The sequence below is a fragment of the Cellulomonas avistercoris genome (assembly GCF_014836445.1).
In the GTDB taxonomy this organism is placed as follows: domain Bacteria; phylum Actinomycetota; class Actinomycetes; order Actinomycetales; family Cellulomonadaceae; genus Cellulomonas; species Cellulomonas avistercoris.
Genome location: NZ_JACSQV010000002.1, coordinates 213750 through 233412 on the forward strand (window position 1 = coordinate 213750; position 19663 = coordinate 233412).

Annotated in this window: 20 protein-coding genes; 6 read left to right on the forward strand and 14 right to left on the reverse strand. The window is 74.3% G+C overall.

What is annotated here, in order from left to right:
- Positions 1-57: 57 nt before the first annotated feature.
- A complete protein-coding gene (locus H9657_RS03300) occupies positions 58-1362 on the forward strand; it encodes a DUF4032 domain-containing protein (RefSeq protein ID WP_191780309.1) in 1305 nt (434 codons plus the stop codon).
- A gap of 15 nt (positions 1363-1377) precedes the next feature.
- On the opposite strand, the gene rlmB is transcribed toward H9657_RS03300, so the two are convergent.
- Genes rlmB through H9657_RS03320 form a run of 4 tightly spaced genes read right to left on the reverse strand, consistent with a single transcriptional unit; the run spans position 1378 to position 5836 of the window.
- Positions 1378-2376, reverse strand: coding sequence for a 23S rRNA (guanosine(2251)-2'-O)-methyltransferase RlmB (rlmB, locus tag H9657_RS03305; protein WP_191780310.1), 999 nt, complete (start codon positions 2374-2376; stop codon positions 1378-1380).
- Positions 2376-3815 carry a cysteine--tRNA ligase gene (cysS, locus tag H9657_RS03310; RefSeq protein WP_191780312.1) on the reverse strand — a complete coding sequence of 480 codons (1440 nt, stop codon included), beginning with the start codon at positions 3813-3815 and terminating at the stop codon, positions 2376-2378. Before cysS ends, rlmB begins: the two co-directional genes overlap by 1 nt.
- A gap of 58 nt (positions 3816-3873) precedes the next feature.
- On the reverse strand, positions 3874-5112 hold the full coding sequence (locus H9657_RS03315; protein ID WP_191780314.1) for an alanine racemase: 1239 nt from the start codon (positions 5110-5112) through the stop codon (positions 3874-3876).
- 13 nt (positions 5113-5125) lie between these two features.
- Positions 5126-5836, reverse strand: a complete 711-nt coding sequence (locus tag H9657_RS03320) for a TetR/AcrR family transcriptional regulator (protein WP_191780316.1) — start codon at positions 5834-5836, stop codon at positions 5126-5128.
- Between the two features lie 143 nt (positions 5837-5979).
- Here H9657_RS03320 and H9657_RS03325 point away from each other — a divergent pair, with 143 nt between their 5' ends.
- On the forward strand, positions 5980-7323 hold the full coding sequence (locus H9657_RS03325; protein WP_191780318.1) for a D-arabinono-1,4-lactone oxidase: 1344 nt from the start codon (positions 5980-5982) through the stop codon (positions 7321-7323).
- A 75-nt stretch (positions 7324-7398) separates the two neighbouring features.
- Entirely contained in the window at positions 7399-8343 is a 945-nt protein-coding gene (locus tag H9657_RS03330; RefSeq protein ID WP_191780320.1) for an NADP-dependent oxidoreductase, read from the forward strand.
- Here H9657_RS03330 and H9657_RS03335 read toward each other — a convergent pair.
- The gene (locus tag H9657_RS03335; protein ID WP_191780322.1) at positions 8333-8611 is read right to left on the reverse strand and encodes a hypothetical protein; all 279 of its coding nucleotides are present in this window, start codon (positions 8609-8611) and stop codon (positions 8333-8335) included. The genes H9657_RS03330 and H9657_RS03335 overlap by 11 nt on opposite strands.
- Before the next feature lie 188 nt (positions 8612-8799).
- On the opposite strand from H9657_RS03335, the gene H9657_RS03340 reads away from it, so the two are divergent.
- On the forward strand, positions 8800-9756 hold the full coding sequence (locus H9657_RS03340; RefSeq protein WP_191780324.1) for an EamA family transporter: 957 nt from the start codon (positions 8800-8802) through the stop codon (positions 9754-9756).
- Between the two features lie 27 nt (positions 9757-9783).
- Here the strand turns inward: H9657_RS03340 and ispF are convergent, their stop codons facing one another.
- The 3 genes from ispF to H9657_RS03355 all read right to left on the reverse strand — a co-directional run bounded on the left by ispF (position 9784) and on the right by H9657_RS03355 (position 11577).
- On the reverse strand, positions 9784-10272 hold the full coding sequence (gene ispF / locus H9657_RS03345) for a 2-C-methyl-D-erythritol 2,4-cyclodiphosphate synthase (protein ID WP_191780326.1): 489 nt from the start codon (positions 10270-10272) through the stop codon (positions 9784-9786).
- Positions 10269-11006, reverse strand: coding sequence for a 2-C-methyl-D-erythritol 4-phosphate cytidylyltransferase (gene ispD / locus H9657_RS03350; RefSeq protein ID WP_191780328.1), 738 nt, complete (start codon positions 11004-11006; stop codon positions 10269-10271). Before ispD ends, ispF begins: the two co-directional genes overlap by 4 nt.
- Before the next feature lie 88 nt (positions 11007-11094).
- On the reverse strand, positions 11095-11577 hold the full coding sequence (locus H9657_RS03355; protein ID WP_191780330.1) for a CarD family transcriptional regulator: 483 nt from the start codon (positions 11575-11577) through the stop codon (positions 11095-11097).
- A gap of 310 nt (positions 11578-11887) precedes the next feature.
- Here H9657_RS03355 and H9657_RS03360 point away from each other — a divergent pair, with 310 nt between their 5' ends.
- Positions 11888-12472 (forward strand): hypothetical protein, encoded by a 585-nt coding sequence (locus H9657_RS03360; protein WP_191780332.1) that lies wholly within the window; start codon positions 11888-11890, stop codon positions 12470-12472.
- A gap of 87 nt (positions 12473-12559) precedes the next feature.
- Here H9657_RS03360 and pstB read toward each other — a convergent pair whose 3' ends face one another.
- The 6 genes from pstB to H9657_RS03390 all read right to left on the reverse strand — a co-directional run bounded on the left by pstB (position 12560) and on the right by H9657_RS03390 (position 18780).
- Complete coding sequence (gene pstB / locus H9657_RS03365; RefSeq protein WP_191780334.1) at positions 12560-13339, reverse strand: phosphate ABC transporter ATP-binding protein PstB; 780 nt, start codon at positions 13337-13339, stop codon at positions 12560-12562.
- 32 nt (positions 13340-13371) lie between these two features.
- Positions 13372-14436, reverse strand: a complete 1065-nt coding sequence (gene pstA, locus H9657_RS03370; protein WP_191780336.1) for a phosphate ABC transporter permease PstA — start codon at positions 14434-14436, stop codon at positions 13372-13374.
- Entirely contained in the window at positions 14436-15449 is a 1014-nt protein-coding gene (gene pstC, locus H9657_RS03375; protein WP_191780338.1) for a phosphate ABC transporter permease subunit PstC, read from the reverse strand. The genes pstA and pstC overlap by 1 nt, the downstream gene beginning before the upstream one ends.
- 104 nt (positions 15450-15553) lie before the next feature.
- Positions 15554-16678: a phosphate ABC transporter substrate-binding protein PstS gene (gene pstS / locus H9657_RS03380; protein WP_191780340.1), complete on the reverse strand. Its 1125-nt coding sequence runs from the start codon at positions 16676-16678 to the stop codon at positions 15554-15556.
- Positions 16679-16810: 132 nt separating this feature from the next.
- Complete coding sequence (locus H9657_RS03385) at positions 16811-17515, reverse strand: response regulator (protein ID WP_191780342.1); 705 nt, start codon at positions 17513-17515, stop codon at positions 16811-16813.
- Positions 17512-18780, reverse strand: a complete 1269-nt coding sequence (locus tag H9657_RS03390; RefSeq protein WP_404813131.1) for a sensor histidine kinase — start codon at positions 18778-18780, stop codon at positions 17512-17514. The genes H9657_RS03385 and H9657_RS03390 overlap by 4 nt, the downstream gene beginning before the upstream one ends.
- A 148-nt stretch (positions 18781-18928) precedes the next feature.
- On the opposite strand from H9657_RS03390, the gene phoU reads away from it, so the two are divergent.
- A complete protein-coding gene (gene phoU, locus H9657_RS03395; RefSeq protein ID WP_191780347.1) occupies positions 18929-19603 on the forward strand; it encodes a phosphate signaling complex protein PhoU in 675 nt (224 codons plus the stop codon).
- The last annotated feature ends 60 nt before the right edge of the window (positions 19604-19663 follow it).

Here is a 19663-nt window from a genome sequence, read left to right on the forward strand (position 1 = left end):
GCGTCTCGTCGAGAGGTGGCTGCGGAGGATGTCGGCGAGACCTGAGAGGATCGGGGCATGAGCGTCACGGCACAGAGCCTGCAGATCACGGCGGCGAACCCGGACCCCGCGCTGCTGGACCTGCCGTGGCACATCCCGCTCGAGGACTGGCCGACCGAGACCCTCGCGGCCCTGCCGCGCGGCATCTCCCGGCACATCGTGCGTTTCGCCCGGCTCTCGGGGCGGGTCATCGCGATCAAGGAGATCGGCGAGACCGTCGCCTACCGGGAGTACGAGCTGCTGCGCCAGCTGCGCAAGCTCGACGTGCCGAGCGTCGAGCCCGTCGGCGTCATCACGGGTCGCCGCGCCCCCGACGGCGAGCCGCTCGAGGCGGTGCTCATCACGCAGCACCTGCAGTTCTCGCTGCCCTACCGTGCGCTGTTCAGCCAGTCGCTGCGGCCGGACACGGCGACGCGCCTCATCGACGCGCTGGCCGTCCTGCTCGTGCGCCTGCACCTCGCGGGCTTCTACTGGGGTGACGTGTCGCTGTCGAACACGCTGTTCCGCCGCGACGCCGAGACGTTCGCCGCGTACCTGGTCGACGCGGAGACGGGCGACCTGCACGACGTGCTGACCCCCGGGCAGCGCGGGTACGACCTCGAGGTCGCGCGCGTCAACATCATCGGTGAGCTCATGGACCTGCAGGCCGGTGAGTTCCTCGACGAGGACGAGGACGCCGTCGGCATCGGCGAGGCGCTCGTCGTGCGGTACGAGGAGTTGTGGCGCGCGCTGACCGAGACCGAGTCGTTCGGCTTCGGGGAGCGCTGGCGCGTGCAGGCCCGCATCGACCGCCTCAACGACCTGGGGTTCGACGTCGGCGAGCTGGCCATCACCACGGACCTCGACGGCACGTCGGTGCGGATCCAGCCGAAGGTCGTCGACGCGGGCCACCACTCGCGCCGGCTCATGCGCCTCACGGGGCTCGACGTGCAGGAGAACCAGGCCCGCCGCCTGCTCAACGACCTCGACGAGTTCCGCGCCGCGACCGACCGGCAGGCCGACGACGAGGCGTTCGTCGCGCACGACTGGGTGACGGACATCTTCGAGCCCGCGGTCCGCAGCGTCCCGCGCGAGCTGCGCGGCAAGCTCGAGCCCGCGCAGATCTACCACGAGCTGCTCGACCACCGCTGGTACCTCTCGCAGCAGCAGCACCGGGACGTCCCCATGCCGGAGGTCGCGCGCAGCTACGTCGCGACGATCCTGCCGACGCGCCCCGACGAGCAGGCGGTGCTCGGGACCCGTGCGGAGGACCTCCGCGACGGCGAGACCGGTCCGTCCGGGTCGGACGACGACGCGTTCGACCCGGACCAGATCATCGGCTGACGCCGACGGCGCGGCTCAGGCGCGCTGCCGGGCCACCTCGTACAGGGCGATCCCGGCCGCGACGCCGGCGTTGAGCGACTCCACGGCGGACGCGATGGGGATCGACACGATCGCGTCGCACTGCTCACGCACGAGGCGCGACAGGCCCTTGCCCTCCGAGCCGACGACGAGGACCAGCGGGTCGGCGGCGAACGGCAGGCCGCTGAGCGGGACGTCCCCGCCCGCGTCGAGCCCGACGACGAACACGCCGGCCCGGCGGTAGTCCTGCAGCGCACGCGTGAGGTTGGTGGCCCGCGCCACCGGCACGCGCGCGGCGGCACCGGCCGAGACCTTCCACGCCGCCGCGGTCACACCGGCCGCGCGCCGCTCCGGCACGAGGACGCCGTGCGCACCGAACGCGCCCGCGGAGCGCAGCACCGCCCCGAGGTTGCGGGGGTCGGTGATGCCGTCGAGCGCCACGACGAGCGGCGCCGTCGCCGACGCCTCGGCGGTGTCCAGCAGGTCGTCCGGATCGAGGTACTCGTACGGCGGGACCTGGATCGCGACGCCCTGGTGCACCGCGCCGTCGGTCAGCCGGTCGATCTCGGCGCGGCCCACCTCGAGCAGCGGGTAGCCGGAGTCGGCGGCGATCGAGATGATCTCGCGCGTGCGGTCGTCCGCCTCGAGGCGGGCCGCGAGGTACACGGTCGCGACGGGGATGCCGGCGCGCAGCGCCTCGAGGACCGAGTTGCGGCCCGACACGATCTCGTGGGTCGAGCTCGTCCTGCCCCCGCGCTTGCCCTGCGCACCGCGCGCGGCCCGCGGCGACGGGCGACCCGATCCCCCGGGGGCGGCGGCCGCCTGCTCGGCGGCGAGCTTGCGCTTGTGGGCGACGTGGTACGGGCGGTCCTCCGCCTTGGGCGTCGGCCCCTTGCCCTCGAGCGCGCGCCGGCCGAGACCACCGGTCCCGACGCGGGCGCCCTTCTTCGATCCAGGGGTGCGGGTCGCCCCGCGGCGCTGGGAGTTGCCGGCCATCAGTCCTCCGAGTTGTCGGTCGCGGGCGCAGCGAGCGCCCAGCGCGCGCCCGTCGAGGAGTCCTCCACGACGACGCCTGCAGCAGTGAGCCGGTCGCGGATCGCGTCGGCGGTGGCCCAGTCACGGGCCGCACGCGCGGCGGCGCGTGCGTCGAGCTCGGCACGGACCAGCGCGTCGAGGGCGTCCGCGGTACGGCTGTCGCCCCCGGCGGTGCTCCACTGCGGTGAACCGGGATCGAGCCCCAGCACGTCGAGCATGCCACGCAACGTCACCATCGCGCGCCGCGCGGCGTCGTCGTCGCCCGCCGCGAGGGCGGTGTTGCCCGCGCGCAGGGTCTCGTGGACCACCGCGAGCGCGGCCGGGACGTTGAGGTCGTCGTCGAGCGCGGAGGCGAACGCCGCCGGCAGGGCGACGCCGGCGACCTCGGCGTCGGGCACGCCGCCCACCCGCTCGGTGGCGCGCTGCACGAAGCCGGCGAGCCGGTCCCACGTCGCCTCGGCCTCGGCCAGGGTGTCGTCGGTCCACTCGAGCATCGAGCGGTACTGCACGGCCGTCAGCGCGTAGCGGACGACCGCCGCGGGGGCCTTCTCGAGCACCGTGGTGACGAGCAGGCCGTTGCCGAGCGACTTGCTCATCTTGGCGCCGCCCTGCGTGACCCAGCCGTTGTGCAGCCAGTACCGGGCGAACCCGTACCCGGCGGCGCGCGACTGCGCCTGCTCGTTCTCGTGGTGCGGGAAGCGCAGGTCGAGGCCGCCGCCGTGGATGTCGAACGCCTCACCGAGGTAGCGGTGGGCCATCGCCGAGCACTCGAGGTGCCAGCCCGGGCGTCCGCGCCCGTAGGCGGTGTCCCACGAGGCGGTGGCCGGCTCGCCCGGCTTGGGTGCCTTCCAGAGCGCGAAGTCGTGGGGGTCGCGCTTGCCGGAGCCCGCGTCCTCGGGGACGTCCGTCATGTCGTCGACCCGCTGGTTGGTCAGGCTGCCGTACTCGGTCCACGAGCGGACGTCGAAGTACACGTCCCCCGGGCCCGCCGCGTAAGCGTGCCCACGCTCGACGAGGCGGTCCATGAGGTCGAGCATCGCGGGCACGTGGCCCGTCGCGCGCGGCTCGTAGTCGGGCGGGATGACGCCGAGGGCGTCGTAGGCGGACGCGAACGCGCGCTCGTTCGCCAGCGCCCACGCCCACCACTCGGTGCCCGCCGCGGCGGCCTTCGCGAGGATCTTGTCGTCGATGTCGGTGACGTTGCGGATCATCGTGACGCGCACGCCGTTGCGGCGCAGCCAGCGGACGAGCACGTCGAACGCGACGGCGGAGCGCACGTGCCCCACGTGCGGCGGCGACTGCACGGTGGCACCGCACAGGTAGATGCCGACCTCGCCCTCGACGAGAGGGACGAAGTCGCGCACCGACTGGGTGCCGCTGTCGAACAGCCGCAGGCTCACCGGGCCAGGCTACCGGCGCACGGGGCACCCGCCCGACCGGTTGCACGCACCGGCGCGCTCAGCCGACGCAGACGCCCTCCCCACGGTACGTCGGCACGGTCGTCTCGACCCGGTCGCCGCGGACCAGGTGCACCTGGGCGAACCGCTCCATGACCTCACCGGCCTTGGCGTGCCGGAACCACACGCGGTCCCCGATGCGCAGGTCCGCGCGCGCGGGCACCCGCAGGGGCGTCTGCACCTCGCCCGCGCCCTCGCGCGCACCCAGGCGCAGCCCGGCCGGCCACACGGGCCGGGGCAGGCGGCTCGGCGTCGCCGGCCCCGACGCGACGTAGCCGCCCCCGAAGACCGTGGCCCACCCGTCGCCGGGCACGCGCACGACGTCGAGTCCGAAGTACGCCGCGGGTCGCGGCGCGAAGGCGCGGTACCCGTCGAACAGCGTGGGGACGAACAGGCCCGAGCCCGCCGTGACCTCGGTGACCGCGGGAGCCGCCGCACTGACCTCGAGCGACCCGGTCCCGCCGGAGTTCACCAGCTCGAGCGGACGGCCGAGCGCCGCGGCCACGGCGTCGACGACGTCGGCGCGCCGGCGCGCGAGCTCGCGGACCGAGGCGGCCTTGACGAGCCGCACGGCCGGCGAGGTGTCGGGCAGGCCGGCGACCTGCGCCTCGTAGAACATCACGCCCCGCACCTCGAGCGCTCCCCGCTGCTCGACGGCGGCCGCGAGGACCGCGGCGTCGCGCGGCGTGCGCACGGGCGAGCGGCGCACGCCGAGGTGCACGGTGAGCGGGCCCCGGCCGACACGCAGCGACGCGTCGACGTCGAGGCAGACCCGCAGCCGTCGTCCGTGACGGTGCGCCGCGGCGGCGAGCAGGTCCGCCTGGGCGGTGTCGTCGACCATGAACGTCACCGCGCGCGCCGCGTCGGGGTCGGCGGCCACGGCGTCGACCGCCACGGTGTCGACGGTCGGGTACCCGAGCAGGACGTCCCGCACGCCGTGCCGCACGAGCCAGTGCGCCTCGGCGGCCGCGTACGCCATGACGCCCGCGAACCCGGGCCGCGCAAGCACCCGCTCGAGGACGTGACGCACGCGCACGGACTTGCTCGCCACGCGCACCGGCGTGCCCGCCGCGCGCCGCAGGACGTCGTCCGTGTTCGCGTCCAGCGCGTCCAGGTCGACCACGACCAGCGGCGCGGGCAGGCCGGCCGTGGCCGCGTCGAGCCGCTGCCCGAGGGTGCGCACGTCCACCCCGGGCGACCCGTCCGCAGCGGTGCGGCGGGCCGCCGTCGGGACGGTCATGCGCGCGGGCTCGTCATGCCAGGGCGGACACCCCGGACGCGACGGACGGTGCGGCGAACGGGTGCACCTCGGCACGCGGCTCGTCGTCACCCTCGTCGGCGGCGGTCCCGCCCAGCATCGCCGCCTCGTCGACCGGCACCGCGAGCGAGGACAGGTGCTCGGCGAACAGGCGCAGGCCCTGGTACGCCGCGTCGTCGTCGCCGTCGACGAGCCACGCGAGGGAGAACCCGTCGATCGTGGCGATGATCGAGCGTGCGACCAGGTGACGCGGCACGCGCCAGACGATCCCGGCGGCGCGCTCCACCTCCTCGAGGAAGCGCTCGGCGGCGGCCCAGCTGACGACGTACTGGTCGACCCCGACCTGCTGGAGCTCGGGATGGCGCAGCGAGGTGGTCGTGAGCTCGTACGTCAGCAGCTGCGGACCGCGTGTGGCGCGGATGTTCGACCACAGCTCGTGCAGGACTCCCATGACGAGGTCGCGTGCGGGCGCCGACTCGGGCATCGCGGCCACGCCGCGACCCAGGTTGCGCTCGGTGATCGTGTGGGCCATCGCGCGCAGGAGCTCGTCCTTGTCACGGAAGCAGTAGTGGACCACCCCCAACGACACGCCCGCCTCGGCGGCGACGGCGCGCACGGTGGCACCGTCGATTCCCTCACGGCTGGCGACGCTGAGTGCTGCCTCGATCAGCTGTTCGCGACGCTCTGCAACCGGCAGACGGTTCATTGCTTCCTCCTCGCGGACGCCTCGCCGGCACACCCCCCCGGGTGCGGTCGATGCGTCTCCGGGATCATCTCATCGCGTGTCATGACGATAGTCAAGGATTTCGCGCACTTGACTTGGACACGCGCCCAGCCGATCCTGCGGAGATGGGAGGGCGTCGCGCCGGGGGGGCCGGGACAGGGACGTGGCACAACTGGGCGCGGACGCAGAGCGCCGACCCGCGCAGGGTCGCACGTCCGCGTGACCTGGGAGAGCTCGTCCGCGAGGTGAGCGCCGCGACGGCGGCGGGGACGCGGCTGCGCGCGGTCGGAGCGGGCCACTCGTTCACCGGCGCCGCCGTGACCGACGGCGTGCAGGTGCACCTCGACGCCCTGGCCGGGTTCGAGCGGGTCGTCACCCGGACGGACGGCTCCGCGGAGGTCACGGTGGGTGCGGGCATCCGGCTCGGCGCGCTCAACGCGGGGCTCGCCGCGCGAGGCCTCGCGCTGCGGAACCTCGGCGACATCGACGCGCAGTCGATCGCGGGCGCGATCAGCACCGGCACGCACGGCACGGGAGCGCGGCTCGGCGGCCTCGCGACCCAGGTGACCGCCTGCCGGGTCGTCACCGCGACCGGTGACGTCCGGGAGGTCTCGCCGACGCAGGACCCCGACCTGTTCGAGCTCGCGCGGCTGGGGCTGGGCACCGCGGGCGTCCTCGCGGCCGTCACGCTCGACGTGGTGCCCGCCTTCCGGCTGCGCGCCCGCGAGGAGCCGATGGCGCTGCACGAGGTCCTCGACCGCCTCGACGCGCTCGTGGACGACAACGACCACTTCGAGTTCTTCTGGTTCCCGCACACCGACGGCGCACTGACCAAGCGCAACAACCACGTCACCGACGGTGCGGAGCGCCCGCTGTCACCGCTGCGGCACCTCGTCGACGACGAGGTGCTGTCCAACGGCGTCTTCGCGGCGCTCAACCGGCTCGCGTCCGCGCGGCCGGGCGTCGTGCCGCGGGTCAACGCCCTCGCCTGCCGCGCGCTCGCCGCCCGCACCTACACCGGGCCGTCCGCGGACGTGTTCGTCTCGCCGCGCCGCGTCCGGTTCCGCGAGATGGAGTACGCGGTGCCGCGCGAGCACGTGGCCGACGTGCTGCGCGAGGTGGACGCGTGGCTGCGCAGCACGGGCGAGCCCGTGCCGTTCCCCCTCGAGGTGCGCTTCGCCGCCGCCGACGACCTGTGGCTGTCGACCGCGCAGGGCCGGGCGACCGGGTACGTCGCCGTGCACCAGTACCACCGCATGGCGCACCGCCGGTACTTCGACGCCGTCGAGCGCATCGTCGCGCAGGTCGACGGCCGCCCGCACTGGGGCAAGCTGCACGGGCTGGACCACGAGCGCCTGGACGAGCTGTACCCGCACCTGCCCCGCGCCAACCGCGTCCGCGCGCGCGTCGACCCCACCGGCACCTTCCGCAACGCGTACGTCGACCACGTGCTCGGTCCCGCGGGCTGACGCCGCCCGCGGTTCAGGCGAACGAGGGACCCGTCCGCCCTGGTCTCCGGGGCCTTCCGCCGTCAGGCTGGCCCGATGGCGGACACGGGACGAGCGGTCGTCGCGACCGCGCTCGGTGGGCCGGAGGTGCTGCGGGTCGTCGAGGCGCAGGTCGCGCCACCGGGCCCGGGCGAGGTGCAGGTCCGCGTGCACGCCGCAGGCGTGAACCCGTGGGACTGGAAGTCGTACGCCCCCGGCTCGGGCGGGCACCCGCCCGTGCGCCTGGGCCTCGAGGTCGCCGGCGTCGTGCAGGCCGTCGGGACGGGTGTGCGCTGGTACTCCCCGGGCGACGAGGTCCTCGCGTGGCCGGTCACGGGCGGGTACGCCGACGTGGTGACGGCACCGCAGGGCGTCGTCGTGCGCCGGCCCGACGGGCTCGACGTCGTGCGCGCCGCCGGCCTGCTCGCCGCGGGCGTGACCGCCGCGCACGCCGTCGACGCCACGGGCGTGGACGACGAGGACGTCGTCCTGGTGCACGGGGCCTCGGGGGGTGTCGGACGCATGGCCGTGCAGCTCGCGGTGCTGCGCGGCGCGCGTGTGATCGCGACGGCATCGCCCGCCTGGCACGACTGCCTGCGGCGCCTCGGCGCCGAGCCCGTGGCGTACGGCACGGGGCTGCTGGAGCGCGTGCGCGACCTCGAGCCGGTGCTGGGACGCGTGACCGTCGCGATCGACGCCGTGGGCACCCCGGAGGCGCTCGACACGTCGGTCGCGCTGGTGGCCGACCGCCGACGGGTCGCCACGCTCGTCGCCCTCGACCGCGCCGCGGGGCTCGGTGTGCTGGCCCTGGGCCACGGCGCGGGGGCGGACCCCGGCCACGACGTGCGTGAGGCGGCACGCAGCCAGCTGACGGCCCTGGCAGCCGACGGCGCCCTGGACGTGCTGGTCACCGGCACGTACGCGCTGGAGCAGGCCGCGGCGGCACACGCGCGCAGCCGCGAGGGTCACACGGGCGGGAAGCTCGTGCTCCTCACCCGCTGACGCGCGGCTGGCTGCCGGTCACGAGCGGGTGGCTCCCGGTCACGGGCGGCCACAGGTCCGCCGGCGGGGTGAGGGGCGCAGCGGGACGCGCCTCCTCGTCGACCTGCTGCAGGCCGGCGAACGTGGCCTCCAGCGTCTCGAGCGCCACCCGGTTGCGCTGCCGGACGGGCAGGGTCGCCGCACGCCGCGGCAGCCGGCGCGGGGCCGTCTCCGGTGTGGGCGCAGCGCGCGTGGGAGCGCGCTCGCTGTCGGTGGATGGCACAGTCACGTGGACGGACGGTACCGGCGATTCGTCCGGATCGCGACGCCCGGCGGCGTGTGCGGTGCGTGACTTTCGAGATCCGCTCCGACAGTTCACCCGCGCGGGTGGTCGCGTGCCCACATCGTGACACGGTGGTCGCACGCGGTCCGCGCAATGCGCTGGTGGCCGCGCGCCACGGGGGACAGACTCACCGGGTGCCACCCCGCCACGTCCTGCTCGCCGTGCTCGTCGCCGTCACGTGGGGCCTGAACTTCCCCGCGATCCACCTCTCGCTCCAGCAGTTCCCGCCGTTCTTCCTGGTCGCGCTGCGCTTCGCGGTCGTCGCCGTGCCGACGCTGCTGCTCGTGCCCCGCCCGCGCGTCGCGTGGCGCTGGCTGCTGGGCTACGGCGCGGGGTTCGGCGTGCTGCAGTTCGTCTTCCTCTACCTCGCGATGGACAACGGCATGCCGACGGGCCTGGCCTCGCTCGTGCTGCAGTCGTCCGCGCCGTTCACGGTGCTGCTCGCCGCCGTGCTGCTGCGGGAGCGCCTCACGGTGCGCCAGGGCCTCGGCGTCGCGATCGCCGTCGTGGGGCTCGGCGGGATCGCCGTGCACCGTGCCGGGCTCGACGGGGGCGCGGCGCTGCTGCCCGTCCTCCTGACGCTCTGCGGCGGGCTCGGCTGGGCGTTCGGCAACCTGTGCAACCGCCAGGCCCAGGCCGACTCGCCCTTCCGGCTCATGATGTGGATGACGGTGGTCCCTCCTGTGCCGATGCTGGTGCTGTCGCTGCTGGTCGAGGGGCCGGCGACGATCGCCGCGTCGTTCGACGGCCTGACCACGCCCACCGGCCTGGCCGCGCTCGGCGGTCTCGCGTTCACCGTGCTCGTCGCGACCGTCGTCGGGACGGGGCTGTGGACGTGGCTCATGGCGCACCACTCGTCGAGCGTGGTGGCGCCGTTCTCGATGCTGGTCCCGGTCGTCGGCATCGGCTCGTCGTGGCTGTTCCTGCACGAGCCGACGCGGCCCGCCGAGCTGGCGCTGGGCACGCTCGTGGTCGGGGGCGTCCTGCTGGGCAGCACGGGTCGACGCACCCCGCGCGGGCCGTCGCCCACGTCCCCTGCCGAGCACCCCGCCGCCGACCCGGCCGCGACGGGTGCCGCGGAGCGCGCCTGACCGGCGGTTCCCCCGCGATGTCGACCCTCAGACCTCGTCGAGCGTGATCAGGGCCGTCGCGATGGCCGCGACCCCTTGGCCCCGGCCGGTCAGCCCGAGGCCGTCCGTCGTCGTCGCACCGACCGTCACCGTCGCACCGCACGCCATCGACAGGACCGCCTGCGCCTCGATGCGCCGCGGGCCCAGCTTGGGACGGTTGCCGACGACCTGCACCGCGATGTTGCCGATCGTGAACCCCGCGGCCCGCACCCGGCGCGCGGCCTCGGCCAGGAGCGCCGCCCCCGACGCACCCGCCCACCGCGGGTCGTCGGTGCCGAACTGCAGGCCCAGGTCGCCGAGTCCCGCCGCGGACAGCAGGGCGTCGGCCGCGGCGTGCGCGGCGACGTCCGCGTCCGAGTGGCCCGCGAGCGGGCGCTCGCCCGGCCACTCCAGGCCCGCGAGGTGCAGCACCGCGTCCGGGGCCGGGTCGGGGTCGTAGGAGTGCACGTCGATGCCGATCCCGGTCCGCAGGTTCATGCCAGGGCTCCCGCCGTCAGGGCCTGGGCGACCAGCAGGTCGCGGGCCGTGGTCACCTTGGCGGCGCGCTCGTCGCCGGGGACCACCCAGACCGGCACGCCGTCCGCCTCCACGAGCCCCGCGTCGTCCGACGCCGCCGTCTCCTCGTGCGCGCCCCGGCCCGAGCCCACCGCGTGCGCACGCTCGAGCACCTCGCGGTCGAAGCCCTGCGGGGTCTGGACCGCGACGAGGTCGGACCGTGGCACCGTCTCGAGCACCGGTCGTCCGGTGCCGTCGCCCGGGCCCACGCGCTTGACGGTGTCGACCACGGGCAGCCCCGGCACCACCGCGGGGTGGCCCGCGCGCACCGCGTCCACGACGCGCGCGACGAGCTCCACCGGGGCGAACGGACGAGCGGCGTCGTGCACGAGGACGACGTCGACCTCGTCCACCAGCTCCGCGAGCCCCGCGGCGACGGACTCCTGGCGGGTGCGTCCCCCGCCGACGACGTCGAGGCGGACGTCCGCCGCCTCCACGACGTCCGCGAGCAGCACGGCGACCTCGTCGAGGTGCGCGGCGGGCGCGGTGACGACGAGCTGGCTGACGGCGGACCCGTCCGACGCCCGCGCGGCCAGCAGGGCACGCGCGGCGTGGACCACGAGCGGCTCGCCCGCGACCGGGACGACGGCCTTGGGGAGCTGCAGGCCGAGGCGCGAACCGCTCCCGGCGGCGGTGAGGACAGCGGCGATCGTCATGTGCGCATCGTGCACCGTGGTGGCTCCCGGACGCTCCCCCGACACAGCAGACGGCCCGGGCGGCTGGGCCCGGGCCGTCGTGCGTGGATCAGGACGCGAGGACCTCGTCGAGGATGGCCTCGGCCTTGTCCTCCTCGGTCTTCTCGGCGAGCGCGAGCTCCGAGACGAGGATCTGACGGGCCTTGGCGAGCATGCGCTTCTCCCCGGCCGACAGGCCGCGGTCGGCGTCACGGCGCGACAGGTCGCGCACGACCTCCGCCACCTTGATGACGTCGCCCGACTGCAGCTTCTCGAGGTTGGCCTTGTAGCGTCGCGACCAGTTGGTCGGCTCCTCGGTGTACGGGGCGCGCAGCACCTCGAACACGCGGTCGAGGCCCTCCTGGCCGACGACGTCGCGGACACCGACCAGATCGACGTTCTCCGCCGGCACCTCGATCGTCAGGTCACCGTGGGCGACCTTGAGCTTGAGGTAGAGCTTCTCCTCGCCCCGGATGGTCCGGCTCTTGATCTCTTCGATCTTGGCTGCACCGTGGTGCGGGTAGACGACGGTCTCCCCAACAGTGAAAGTCATCTGTCGGTGTCCCCTTTCGCAGACGTGTATGGTATCACGCCCGGCTCCTGTGGAATCCGGTCGTCCAGGAGCGTCCGCGCTGGTCAGCGCCCGGTCGACAGGCGAACGACGCCCCGGCGACGCGCCGCCGACGTGCCCTGCGGCCGGGCGCGGGCCGCCCCGTGCAAGGGACCGAGGTCCCGTCGGGTCCCTCGACGGTAGGCTGACCTGCGACTCCCCCTGCGTCGGGTCCGCACCGTCGGACCGGGTGCAGAGGCAGCGCCCCACCCGCACCCGCCGCCTCCGCGCGCGAGACCAGCAGGAGCCCCTCGTGACCCGCCTCCGTCCCCGTTCCGTCCGGACCGCCGCAGCCGGCCTGGTCGCCGCCGCCGCGCTGACGGTGGCGGGCTGCTCGGCCACCAACCCGATCACGACGACCTGGGACTACGCGGCCTCGGACGGTGCGGGCAGCGCCGTGGGCGAGGTCCGGGTGCTCAACATGGTGGTCGTCTCCGCCGCCGAGGGCGCCCCGGGGGTCCTCACCGGTGCGCTGGCCAACGGCTCGTCTGACGACGAGGACGTGACGCTCACCGTCGGCGACGCCGAGCCGGTGCGCGTGCAGGTCGGCGCCCGCCAGACGGTGCTGCTGGGCGTCAGCGACGCTCCCCCGCGCTACACGACGCAGGACGTGCCCGTCGCCGCCGTGGACACGCGCCCCGGCGGGCTCACGCAGCTCAAGGTGACGACGTCGAGCGGCGGCACGGTCGAGTTCGCCATCCCGGTCCTCGACGGTGCGCAGCCGCAGTACGAGGCCCTGCTCGAGTCGATCACCGGGGGCCCGACCGCGACGCCGACCGACGACGCCACGCGCGACGCCTCCGAGCCGCAGCAGCAGGAGCAGGAGCAGGGCGAGTAGCACCCGCCCGTCCCACCGCCGCACGCACGAGGGGCCGACCACCGTCCGGTGGTCGGCCCCTCGTGCGTCGCGGCGGTCGCGCCGGCGTCAGCCGAAGCGGCCCGAGATGTAGTCCTCCGTGGCCTGCTCGCGCGGCGAGGAGAACATCGTCGAGGTGTCGTCCATCTCGATGAGCCGGCCCGGCTTGCCGGTGCCCGCGATGTTGAAGAACCCGGTGCGGTCCGACACGCGCGCGGCCTGCTGCATGTTGTGGGTGACGATGACGATCGTGTACTGCGACTTCAGCTCGGCGATGAGGTCCTCGATCGCGAGCGTCGAGATCGGGTCGAGCGCCGAGCAGGGCTCGTCCATGAGCAGCACCTGCGGCTTCACGGCGATCGCGCGCGCGATGCACAGGCGCTGCTGCTGACCCCCCGACAGGCTCGAGCCGGGGCGCGCGAGGCGGTCCTTGACCTCGTTCCACAGGTTCGCTCCCCGCAGCGACTGCTCGACGAGGTCCTGCTGGTCGCCCTTCGACATGCGCCGGTTGTTGAGCCGCACACCCGCGAGCACGTTGTCCGCGATCGACATCGTCGGGAAGGGGTTGGGCCGCTGGAAGACCATGCCGACGAGGCGACGCACCGTGACGGGGTCGACGTCCGCGCCGTACAGGTCCTGGCCGTCCATGAGCGCCTTGCCCTGCACGCGCGCGCCGGGGATGACCTCGTGCATGCGGTTCAGGGTGCGCAGGAACGTGGACTTGCCGCAGCCCGACGGGCCGATGAGCGCGGTCGCCTGCCGCGCCTCGATGGTCATGTTCACGCCCTGCACGGCGAGGAAGTCGCCGTAGTAGACGTCGAGGTCCGAGACGTCGATCCGATTGGACATGGGGGTCCTTCCTGGGGTCGGTGCGGCCCGCGTCAGCGGGCGCCCTTCGGGGCGAACCAGCGGCTGACGAGCCGGGCCACGAGGTTGAGGAGCATGACGAGCAGGATGAGCGTGAGGGCCGCGGCCCACGCGCGGTCGATCCCCGTCCCGCCCTGCTCGTACTGGCGGTACGCGAACACGGGCAGCGTCGCCATGCGCCCGTCGAACAGGTCGGTGTTGGTCTGGGTGACGAGCCCGACCGTGAGCAGCAGCGGCGCGGTCTCGCCGATGACGCGCGCGACCGCGAGCATGACGCCCGTGACGATGCCCGCCGCGGACGTGCGCAGGACGACCTTGACGATCGTCAGCCACTTCGGCACACCCAGCGCGTACGACGCCTCGCGCAGCTCGTTCGGCACGAGCCGCAGCATCTCCTCGACCGAGCGGATGACGACGGGCGTCATGAGCAGGGCCAGCGCGACGGCGCCCATGATCCCCGCGCGGTACGCCGGGCCCATGATCAGCGTGAACAGCGCGAACGCGAACAGGCCCGCGACGATCGACGGGATGCCCGTCATGACGTCGACGAGCAGCGTGATGCCCCGCGCGAGCGGGCCGCGGCCGTACTCGACCAGGTAGATCGCGGTCAGCAGGCCGACCGGCACCGAGATGAGCGCGGCGGCGAGCGTGACCAGGAGCGTCCCGACGAGCGCGTGCGCGATGCCGCCCGACGTCATCTCCCCGAAGACGCCGACCATGTCGGTCGTCAGGAAGGCCCACCCGAACGACGACGCGCCGCGCGTGACGACGAGCAGGACGAGCGAGACCAGCGGCACGAGGGCCAGCAGGAACGCGCCGGTGACGAGGGTCGTCGCGAGACGGTCGGCCGCGCGCCGCGGCCCCTCGACGACGCGCGAGGTGATGCTCGACGACAGCACGAAGAGCACGGCGCCGAGCACGACGACGCCCGCCGTCGAGACCGCCCCGAGCGCGAGCAGCACCAGCAGCGCCGCGGCGAGCGCGCCGGCCGCGAAGGCCCACGGGCTCCACGACGGCAGGCGGCGGTACGCGTCGTCGGTCAGCAGCCCCGCGGGAGCGGTGGTGGCGTCAGCGGCCATCAGTTGGCTCCCGAGAACTCGGCGCGGCGCGCGATGACCCAGCGCGCGGCGAAGTTGACCACGAACGTGATGACGAACAGCGCCAGGCCCGTGGCGATCAGCGCGCTGACGCTCAGGCCGCTCGCCTCGGGGAACTTCGAGGCGATGTTCGCGGCGATGGTCTGCTGCTGACCGGGCTTGAGCAGGAAGAACGAGAAGAGGAACCCGGGCGAGATGACCATGAGCACGGCCATCGTCTCGCCCAGCGCCCGCCCCAGCCCGAGCATCGAGGCGCTGATGACGCCCGAGCGGCCGAACGGCAGGACGGCCTGACGGACCATCTCCCAGCGGGTCGCGCCGAGCGCGAGCGAGGCCTCCTCGTGCAGGCGCGGGGTCTGCAGGAAGACCTCGCGCGAGACCGCGGTGATGATCGGCAGGATCATCACGGCCAGCACCACGGAGGCCGACATGATGTTCTTGGCCGGCGCCTGGTAGTCCGCGAACAGCGGGATGAACCCGAGGTTCGACGACAGCCACGCGAACACCGGGTCCAGCCGCCCGATGAGCCACAGCGCGCCCCACAGCCCGTAGACGACCGACGGGATGGCCGCCAGCAGGTCGATCAGGTAGCCCAGGCCCTGCGCGAGCCGGCGCGGTGCGTAGTGCGAGATGAACAGCGCGATGCCGATCGACACGGGCACCGCCAGCAGGAGCGCCAGGAGGGACGCCAGGAGCGTCCCGAAGATGAGCGGCCCGACGTACTCGGCGACGGAGCCGCCGTTGAACCACGAGATGGCCTCGAGCTCCTCGCGGGACGCGGTCAGCGCCGGCCACGCGCGCAGCACGAGGAAGACCGCGACCGCCGCGAGCGTCACGAGGATGAGCACGCCCGCGCCGGTCGACAGGGCACCGAAGACGCGGCCCGCCAGCCGCCCGGTGGAGGCCGCGCGCGCGGCGGCGCCGGCCGTGTCGCCGGCGTCGGACGAGGGACGCGGGGCGGCGCCTCGCGGGGGTGGGGTGGTGGTGACAGCCACTGCTGCTCCGTCGGTCGGGGAGGGTGGGGGCGCCGCGCGAGCCGTCCCGGGGTGGGCGTCGTGCCCGTCCCGGGACGGCCCGGCGTGGTGCGGTCGTGAGGTCGTCAGGCCGCCGTGATCGAGTCGATCGCCGCCTGGACCTCGGTGCGCAGGTCGTCGGAGATGGGCGCCGAGCCCGCGACGCCCGGGTCGGCGGCGCGGTCCTGGCCCGCGGCGCTCGCCACGTACGTGAGGTACGCCTTGACGTTGTCCGCGTCCGCCGCGTCGGCGTACGTGGAGCACGCGATCGAGTACGAGATGAGGACCAGCGGGTAGGCGCCGGCCTCGGTCGTGGTGCGGTCCAGCTCGACCACGAGGCGCTTGTCCGTCGCGCCCTCGGCACGCGGGGACGCGTCGACGACCTTCGCGGCCGCCTCCGCCGAGAACGGCACGTACTCCTCGCCGACCTTCAGCGCGACCGTGCCCAGGTCACCCGCGCGGGACGCGTCGGCGTAGCCGATCGCACCCTTCGCGCCCGAGACCGTGTCGATGACGCCCTGCGTGCCCTGGCCCGACTGCCCGCCGGACAGCGGCCAGTCGCCCGAGGCCTCGTGCGGCCACGCGCCGTCCGAGGCGGCCTCGAGGTACTCGGTGAAGTTCTCCGTGGTGCCCGACTCGTCGGAGCGGTTCACGGGGATGATGCCGGTCGACGGCAGCGTCACGTCGGGGTTCTCGGCGGCGATCGCCGCGTCGTCCCACGTCGTGATCTCGCGGTTGAAGATCTTCGCGATGGTGGCCGCCGAGAGCTGCAGGTGCTCGGTGTCCACGTCGGGGAGGTTGTAGACGACCGCGATGGGGCTGATGTACAGCGGCAGCTCGAGCGCCTCGCCGCCCTCGCAGCGCTCGGTCGCGGCCTCGAGCTCGTCGTCCTTCAGCGCCGCGTCGGACCCGGCGAACTGCACGGCACCGGCGAGGAACTGCTCGCGCCCGCCGCCCGAGCCGACCGCGTCGTAGCTGACCGCCACGTCGGGGTACGTGTCGTTGAACCCGGCGATCCAGCCGGCGACGGCCTTCTCCTGCGAGGACGCACCGGCACCGGCGAGCGAGCCGCTCAGCTCGGCGGGGGCGTCGCCTGCACCCGACGTCGCGCCCGGCTCGGCCGAGGAGCCCGAGCTGCACGCGGCGAGCGTCAGCGCCAGCGCACCGGTGAGGGCGACGGCACCGAAACGGCTGTGGGGGGTGAGCTTCACTGTGTCCCGTCCTGTCAACGTCTGCGCGCACCGGTCGGTGCGCGGCCGACGCCGACGCTAGGTGGGGCAGGTGACCGCTCCGACGGCTCCGGGTGAACCCCGGGTGAACGCTCGTCGACCGTCTCGCGTGCGCTACTCCGGGCCGTCCGACAGCTTGTACCCGAGCCCCCGCACGGTCGTCAGCAGTGTCGGCGCGGACGGGTCCCGCTCGATCTTGGCCCGGATGCGCTTGACGTGGACGTCCAGGGTCTTGGTGTCGCCCACGTAGTCCGAGCCCCACACGCGGTCGATGAGCTGCCCGCGCGTCAGCACCCGGTCGGGGTTGCGCAGCAGCATCTCGAGCAGCTCGAACTCCTTGAGCGGGAACGGCACCAGCTCGCCGTGCACGTGCACCGTGTGCCGGTCGACGTCCATCCGGACGCCGTCGACCTCCAGGACCGTGTCGCCGTCGTCCTCGCCGACCGCGCGGGTGCCGGTGTCGCGGCGCCGCAGCACGGCCCGGATGCGCGCCAGGAGCTCGCGCGACGAGTAGGGCTTGGTCACGTAGTCGTCCGCACCGAGCTCGAGGCCCACGACCTTGTCGATCTCGTCGTCCTTCGCGGTCAGCATGATCACCGGCACGTCGGACTCCAGGCGCAGCCGCCGGCACACCTCGGTGCCGGGCAGGCCGGGCAGCATGAGGTCGAGGAGCACGAGGTCCGCACCGTGCTCGGCGAACTGCTCCAGCGCCTGCGGACCCGTCGCCGCCGTGACGACCTCGTAGCCCTCCCGGCCGAGCTGGTAGGACAGCGGGTCGCGGTAGGACTCCTCGTCCTCGACGAGAAGGATGCGGGTCACGTGCTGCTCCTGGTGGGGGTCGTGGGCGCACCGGGCCGGGACGGCGAGGTGGAGGAGGTGCGGGCGTCGGCGGACGCGGCGGACGTGGCGGAGGTGGCGGAGGCGGCCGGTGCGTCCGGCGCGTCGGGCGCCGCCGCGGGCGTCGCGACGGGCAGGCGCAGGGTGAACGTGGACCCGCGACCCGGCTGCGACCACACCGACACGTCGCCGCCGTGGTCGGCGGCGACGTGCTTGACGATCGACAGCCCCAGCCCGGTGCCGCCCGTGTCCCGCGAGCGTGCGGGGTCGACGCGGTAGAACCGCTCGAAGACGCGCTCCTGGTCCGCGGCGTCGATCCCCACGCCCTCGTCGACCACCGCGATCTCCACCAGGTCGCCCCGGCGGCGGACGCCGACGTTGACCCGCGTGCCGTCGGGCGAGTACGCGACCGCGTTGTCGAGCAGGTTGCGCACGGCCGTGACCAGCAGGTTGCGGTCCCCGATGACGACGACGCCCGGGTCCCCGCCCGCCACGACGCGCACGGACTTGGCGTCGGCGGCGGTGCGCGCCCGGTCGACGGCCTCCTGCACCACGTCGTCGACAGCGACCTCCTCGGCGTCCTCGAGGGCGCCGGCGACCTGCAGGCGGGACAGCTCGATGATCTCGTGCACCAGCGCGGAGAGGCGCGCGGCCTCCGACCGCATCCGTGCGCTGAAGCGGCGCACGGCCTCCGGGTCGTCGGCGGCGTCCTGCACCGTCTCCGCCAGCAGCGACAGCGCGCCCACGGGCGTCTTGAGCTCGTGCGACACGTTGACGACGAAGTCCCGGCGGACCGCCTCGAGGCGTCGCGCCTGCGTGAGGTCCTCGGCGAGCAGCAGCAGGTGGTCGGGCGTCACCTGCGCGACGCGCACCTGCAGCAGCAGGCGCGACGGGCCGACGGGCCCGCGCGGGACGTCGAGCTCCTCGTCGCGGATGACCCCGTCGCGGCGGACGTCGGCGACCATGTCGCGCATCGACGCGTGGACGAGCCGACCGTCGCGGACCACGCCCAGCGCGTGCGCGGGCGGGCTCGCGCGCACCACGCGGTCCTGCGCGTCGAGCACGACGGCGGCCGAGCGCAGCACCGCGAGCGTGCGCACCAGGCCGTCCTCGAGCTCGGGCTCGGGCTGCGGCGGCACGGTGTGCTGCTCGCGCTCGCTCCAGCGGAACGCCCCGATCGCGACCGCACCGACGAGCACGCCGATGAGTCCGGCGACCAGGGGCGCCGCGTCCAGGATCCAGTCCACGACGTCCACACTAGGCCGGGCCCTCGGGGGGCCCGCGCCCACGTCGGTCGCGGACGCCGAACGGCCGTCACGTGTTCACCTGCCGGGGGGCGGTCGTTCACCGACGCGTGCGACGGTGGCGGTCGCAACGTCCGAGGAGAGGGAGCACATGCGGGACATCTTCGAGGCCGAGCTCACCCAGCTCGGCCACGACCTGGTCGCCATGAGCGGCCGCGTCGAGCAGGCCATCAGCAGCGCCGGCATCGCCCTGCTGACCGGGGACCTCCAGCTCGCGGAGTCCGTCATCGCCGACGACCTGGCGATCGACGCGCTCGAGCAGGACCTGGACGAGCGGTGCGTACGCCTGCTGGCCCAGCAGCAGCCCGTCGCGACCGACCTGCGGGTCGTCGTCTCGGCGCTGCGCATGAGCGCGTCGCTCGAGCGCATGGGCGACCTCGCGCGGCACGTCGCGCAGGTGACGCGCGCCCGGTACCCCGTCCTGGCCGTCCCGGCGGGCATGGAGGAGACGTTCACGCAGATGCAGGACGCCGCCGTGCGCGTCGCCCGCCGCGTCACCACGCTGCTCAGCACGCGGGACATGGCGCTCGCCGAGTCGATCCAGCAGGACGACGACCTGCTCGACGAGCTGCACGCCGGCACGTTCACGGCGATGCTCGCGGGCCCGTGGGACCGCACGACGCAGGAGACGGTCGACGTCACGCTGCTCGGGCGGTACTACGAGCGGTTCGGCGACCACGGCGTGTCGGTCGCGCGGCGCATGGTCTACCTGGTGACGGGTGACGTGGCCGACGCGCTCGACCCGGCCGCCGTGCGCGTGCGCTGAGGACCGCGGGGCCCATCGCGGCCCCGTGCACGCGAGAGGCGCCCGTCCCGGGGAGGGGGC

What these genes read in the sequence shown, in the direction of transcription:
- ispD (WP_191780328.1), bottom strand. Translation starts at nt 11,006, where the DNA reads ATGACGATCGCCGCTGTCCTCACCGCCGCCGGGAGCGGTTCGCGCCTC.
- pstB (WP_191780334.1), bottom strand. Translation starts at nt 13,339, where the DNA reads ATGTCCAATCGGATCGACGTCTCGGACCTCGACGTCTACTACGGCGAC.
- ispF (WP_191780326.1), bottom strand. Translation starts at nt 10,272, where the DNA reads ATGAACCTGCGGACCGGGATCGGCATCGACGTGCACTCCTACGACCCC.
- H9657_RS03315 (WP_191780314.1), bottom strand. Translation starts at nt 5,112, where the DNA reads ATGACCGTCCCGACGGCGGCCCGCCGCACCGCTGCGGACGGGTCGCCC.
- pstA (WP_191780336.1), bottom strand. Translation starts at nt 14,436, where the DNA reads ATGGCCGCTGACGCCACCACCGCTCCCGCGGGGCTGCTGACCGACGAC.
- phoU (WP_191780347.1), top strand. Translation starts at nt 18,929, where the DNA reads ATGCGGGACATCTTCGAGGCCGAGCTCACCCAGCTCGGCCACGACCTG.
- H9657_RS03320 (WP_191780316.1), bottom strand. Translation starts at nt 5,836, where the DNA reads ATGAACCGTCTGCCGGTTGCAGAGCGTCGCGAACAGCTGATCGAGGCA.
- H9657_RS03355 (WP_191780330.1), bottom strand. Translation starts at nt 11,577, where the DNA reads ATGACTTTCACTGTTGGGGAGACCGTCGTCTACCCGCACCACGGTGCA.
- H9657_RS03300 (WP_191780309.1), top strand. Translation starts at nt 58, where the DNA reads ATGAGCGTCACGGCACAGAGCCTGCAGATCACGGCGGCGAACCCGGAC.
- H9657_RS03325 (WP_191780318.1), top strand. Translation starts at nt 5,980, where the DNA reads ATGGGAGGGCGTCGCGCCGGGGGGGCCGGGACAGGGACGTGGCACAAC.
- H9657_RS03330 (WP_191780320.1), top strand. Translation starts at nt 7,399, where the DNA reads ATGGCGGACACGGGACGAGCGGTCGTCGCGACCGCGCTCGGTGGGCCG.
- rlmB (WP_191780310.1), bottom strand. Translation starts at nt 2,376, where the DNA reads ATGGCCGGCAACTCCCAGCGCCGCGGGGCGACCCGCACCCCTGGATCG.